The organism is Natronomonas sp., from assembly GCF_046710025.1.
In the GTDB taxonomy this organism is placed as follows: Archaea; Halobacteriota; Halobacteria; order Halobacteriales; family Haloarculaceae; genus Natronomonas.
On sequence record NZ_JBKEGK010000185.1, the window covers coordinates 1 to 5,170 of the forward strand.

Here is a 5,170-nt window from a genome sequence, read left to right on the forward strand (position 1 = left end):
TCCGAGTCGACGGAAACGTCTCCTCGGGCGTCTACGCCGGGGGGATCCGGTACACCGTCGACGGCGAGGCCCGGTCGATCGCGGTTGGGTTCGTCCGCGGCGGTCGCGTCACCGTCGAGAAGCGACCGCTATCTGCGGGCGACCGCGTCAACGGCGACGAGTTGCTCGTCTTCACCGAGGAGAACACTCACAGCGAGGTGTTGTCGTTCGAGGATCGAACCGCGAGTTTCATAGCCGGCAGCGGTACCTACGTCATCTGGTCGGCGGGCGTCGACGACGCGACCGGGTCGCTGGTGTTTCTCTCGGAGCGGCTCCGAGTCGACGGCGACACCCGGGTGGTCCTCGACGAGCGCGAGACCGTTCGGTCGGGGGTTGACGCTGACGCGCTCGAATCGCAGTACGGCCCCCTGGAGAACCGCTCGATCGCGGCGTCGATGGTCACGGAGACGGCCGGCGGGACCGAACGGCTCTCCCGGCGCGTCCTCAACGCCGACAACCGGACGGTCCGGGTCTCGCGGGACCGAGAGACCGCGTTCACCGCAACGTATCTGCTCACGACAGCGACGGACGGCGGGGAACTGGATGCCTCAGACGTCTTCCACCTGAGCAATCACGTCAGATGGACCCGGTGGGCGGCCCCCCGAGAGGTCCGCCCCGACGATCTCAAGACGACCACCTACCGGATCGGGCGGACGACGCTCGATCGGACCCCGGAGGTCCAAGAACGGACCTCGGTGCGACGGACAAAAAGCGGCCGACAGCTCTCGTGGTTCGCGCTGGGCGATCGCTCGACACAGCGCGTCCACCGCACCCCCGAGATCGACCACGGGCGGCACCTCCGGCTCGACGGGTGGCGCGCAGCGCTCTCGACGCCGGTAGCGGAGCGGGAAATCGGAGGATCGGGGACAATGGGCGCGCTGTCGCACCCGTTCGTCGCGAGGGCAGGCGTTGCGGTCGACGACGGGACCATCTCGGTCGAAGCACGGCCGCTTGACGACGGTATGGGGACCCGACTCCACGCCGACGGCGAGCACGACGTATCGGTCGCCGTCGACGGTGACGTTCGGGTAGAGCGTCGGAGTGACAACCCTGTGGTCGGTGTCGGGCCGATCCCGGTTGCCGACGCCGATTCGCTGTCGGTGCGGATCGACGGCTCGAACCCAGAGGGTCGGCTCTCGACCCGGACGCGGACCGAGGTGACGCTCCGGGGCAACGACACCGCCAACGGCGCGTCGGTGCCGCTCATTCGGAACGTCCGTCTTGAAGAGTCTACGCCGACAAACGCCGCCGGGCCGGGAACGGTGCCGATCCGCATCCGCACCGAGGCGCGCGAGGAAGTTGCCGAGGCGACCGTCTGGTACGCGACCGGGAGCGTCGAGGTGCCGCCGTGGGTCGACGAGTCGGGCTGGGAGCAGACGCCCGCGGGGTTCGGCTACAGGGGGCTTCGAGCAACGGTCGAGGCGCCCAAATCGGCCGAAACAATGAGTCTCGCGGTCGTCATCGATTCCGGGTCAGGGAGCACGATCCGGACGATGACAGCCGACGCCTTCCACGTGGGGCGGGCGCCGAACACCTCAACGCGGTTCATCGAGGGGCGGCTCCGGACCGCCGACGGCCACATCGCCGACAACGACACCGTTCTCGCGGCCCCGGTGGACGGCGACAGCCCCGTGCTCGCGTCGACGGGGACCGACGGACGGTTCAGCCTCGAAGTGCCGAAGGACGAGTCCTACGAGCTCCAGTACCGCCGCGGGGATCTCTGGGATGCCGAGGGACCCAGCGACCCGGATCGCCCCGACTTCTACTCGCTCGGGCGGATCGAGGCGACCGAGGATACCGAACTCAATCGGACGCTGCCGACGCCGACGCGGCTCAACGTCCGCGTCCGCGACGAGCGCGGCGTGGCTACCGAAAACGCCACCGTCCGGATCGCCCACCGGGCGGACAACGCAACGAGTGCCGTCGAGCTATCGACGGGCGGGAACGGGACGGTCGCTCTCGGTTCAACGCCCGGCGTTGGCGTCGGCGGGACAGTCGATGTCGTTGTCGAAGCGCCGGACGAACGACCCTTCGTGGGGTCGGCGATTCAACGGACAGTGACTCTCGAGGGCGAGCGCGCCACCGAGCAGTTCGTCCTCGAGACTGAGCCGCCGACCGCGGCGCTGTCGACGAGCCGGACCTGGATGCTCGAGGGGACGCCGACGACACTCGACGCGGGCGACAGCGACGTGCCCGCCGGCCCCGCGGAGTACCGCTGGGACCTCGACGGCGACGGGTCGGTCGACCGGGTGACCGACTCGGCGACGACGCGGTACGCACCCGCACTCGGCGTGACGGAGCCCTCGGTGACGATCGTCGACGCGGCTGGCAAGCGCGCGAACGCGACAGTCGGGCCGGTGCGGGTGACCGAGGAGTGGGAGTAACATGTATCATCTGTCGGGTGGTACCGGAGCGGACGATGTTAGCGACGATGTTCACGGGGGTGCGTAAGAGTCATCAGGCAGTATGATCGATTCGTTTCGGGAGTCGTCGGTTCTTATGAATAGACGTCTGGTCACGGCATGGAAGACATCACCGATGGTCGGAGGACGCCTCGGTATAGTGTCGTACGCTTTTGTACTTCGGCCGCGGAAATGGGAGTATGGATATCGGGGTCAATCTTGGCGTGAACGTGCCGTCGGGCGTGGTGGCGCTGCACGCCCTCGTGGGCGTGTTCTTCCTGTACATCGCGGGAGCGAACGCTGCGGGCGGCGAACTCGTCGGGGCCGGACTCAACGCCGTGATCGGGCTGTCACTCGTGGCCGTTGGGGTGATCGCGGGACGCATCACCGCGCGCCGGTGAGCCGGCCGGAGCGGGTCATTAATTCACTCCGACTCTTCGCGAAGCAACTCATGCCGTGGCTTCGTCAGCCCGTATAGGTAGCCCAAGCCGACCGCAGTCGTGAAAGCGAGTATCGCAACGATCTGTTTCGCCTGCGCGAGCGACGGCCCGAGGATCGCCTTTTTGATCCGTCCGGGCAGATACCGCACGAACAGGTCGCGGAGGTACGCCCCCTCGTTGCCCTGGCCGCCGGGGTACAGGATCGCCATCACGCGCTTGGAAAAGCCCTGCCAAAACGAGCGAAACAACAGCCACCGGAACTCGCCGCGGTACTCGAACAGCTTGTGGTGGACGACAGCGTCCTCGGTATAACTAACGCCGTGGCCGTAGCGCTCCCGGAGCCGGATTCCGACCGGAGCCTCGTGCGCTTGGACATGTCTGTCGCCCTTCCGTCCGGTGTTGGCGTCATAGCCGCCGACCGAGAGGAACGCCGAGCGCCGATACGACACGTTCGACCCGTATGTGTTTCGGACCTCCTCGCCGTCCTCAGCGAACCCCCGCTCCGTACAGCCGACGAGCCAGTAGAACTCCTCGGGAAAGAAATCGGGCTTTTCGGTCACCCACTCAGGGGCGACGTACCCTCCAACAGCGAGCGTGTCGGTCGAGTTGTACACGTCGACCAGTTGCTCGATCCAGTCGGGTTCGGCGACAGCGTCGTCGTCGATGAATGCAACGACCTCACCCGAAGCCAACTCCGCACCCTTTGTCCGACTGTAGGAGATGCCACGGTTTTCTTCATTGCAGTGAAGAACGATATCGCCGTCGACGCCCGCGGCAACGTCGCTGTCGGGACCGAATCGCTCCCGGACGTGGTCGAACACCTCGTCGTTGCCATCGACGACGAGGACGACTTCCAGTTCCTCGTGTGTTTGTGCGAGAGCACTCTCGACCGCCTCAATAAAGGGCTCAAGACGGTCCATCGCGTACGTGCAGACGACGACGGAGACCTCCATTCGTCGATCGATTCACCGCCGCCGCGAATAAGCGTTCTGAAGCCGTATCGCGACTGTGAGGGGGCGAAAGCGTGGGGAGCGGAGCGTCAACGACCGATTATACCATCACCAGCACCGCAAGTCCGACGAGAAGCGCCAGCGTCAACAGGAACACACTTGCGCCAGAGGAGGCCCGGAGCCGGAGGGTCTGCCTTCCGTCGCCGGCAGGTAGTTCCTTCACGTCAACGCCGGGGAGTCGGTCGGCGGTCCGGTAGGCGTACCCACCGGGGTCGCGCCCGACGCGCATCGATGTGCCGGCGGTCGCCATCACGACCCGGTCGACGGCGGCCCAAAGCTCCGTGACGCCCCACGTGAGCCCCCGGTTTAGGTAGAAGCCGGCGGGGAAGACGACGCGGTCGACATCGGGCAGCCATGCCAGCCGGGTGATCGGCCCTTTGAGCCCGAAGAAGGCGACGAAGCCGACGACGAGGAGCACGACTCCCTCGGTGAGGTGGCCGGTGCTGTAGGGGTGCAGTTCGGCGACGAGTGTGTCGGTGAAGGGTAACAGTTCGAACAGCAACCCGGGCACCAACCCGTAGAGTAGACAGAACCCGCCGACAGCGAGCATCGCAACGGTCTGGCCGAGCGTCGCGTCGGCCGGTTCGAGGGTGTTCTCGCCGTGGAAAAAGACGTAGTAGCCCAACTTGATGAACGACATGAACGTTCCGATGGCGCCAAGGATGAGCAGCCACCACAGGACGTCGCCGTGCAGCGGGCTTCCCTCGAGACCCAACTCGATGTTGTGGATGTGGTGGGCTTCATCGAGGATCATCCCCTTCGAGACGAACCCGTTGGTGCCGGGGACGGCTGTAATCGACGCCGCGCCGAGCAGGTACGCGAGGAACGTCAGCGGCATCACGTTCCAGAGGCCGCCCATCTTTTTGATGCTTTGCTCGCCGGTCCGGTAGACGACGACGCCCAACGCCATGAACAGCAGCGCTTTATACAGAATGTTGTTGAACAGGTGCGCAAGTCCCCCGGCGATGGCCTTCTCGGTGCCGAGGCCGATCCCGGCGAGAATGTAGCCGACCTGTGCCTGAATATGATACGACAGCAGCCGCCGAGGATCGTACTGCAGCAACGCGAAGAAGGCACCGTAGACGGCCATCGCACCGCCGAGGTAGGCGAGCCACATGCCGCCGTCGGGAAACGCCCGGTACATCACGTAGGCAGCGGTCTTCGTGGTGAACACCGACAGGAACACCGACGCGGCCACGTGGGGGCGCGGGTAGGTGTCAGGCAGCCACGAGTGCAAGAAAATGAACCCGCAGTTGATACCGATTCCGATCGCGGCGAT

3 protein-coding genes and 1 pseudogene are annotated in these 5,170 nt (G+C 65.9%); 2 read left to right on the plus strand and 2 right to left on the minus strand.

Annotation, left to right across the window (positions count from 1 at the left end; translation table 11 throughout):
• Positions 1–2,423 (plus strand): annotated as a pseudogene (locus ACI944_RS11440) (hypothetical protein); the annotation flags it as partial.
• 218 nt (positions 2,424–2,641) lie between these two features.
• Positions 2,642–2,842, plus strand: coding sequence for a hypothetical protein (locus ACI944_RS11445; protein ID WP_411719187.1), 201 nt, complete (start codon positions 2,642–2,644; stop codon positions 2,840–2,842).
• A gap of 23 nt (positions 2,843–2,865) precedes the next feature.
• On the opposite strand, the gene aglG is transcribed toward ACI944_RS11445, so the two are convergent.
• Positions 2,866–3,834, minus strand: coding sequence for a glucosyl-dolichyl phosphate glucuronosyltransferase (gene aglG / locus ACI944_RS11450; protein ID WP_411719188.1), 969 nt, complete (start codon positions 3,832–3,834; stop codon positions 2,866–2,868).
• A gap of 97 nt (positions 3,835–3,931) precedes the next feature.
• Positions 3,932–5,170, minus strand: a 1,239-nt coding sequence (locus ACI944_RS11455; protein ID WP_411719189.1) for a proton-conducting transporter membrane subunit, incomplete at its 5' end; no start/stop codon positions are given.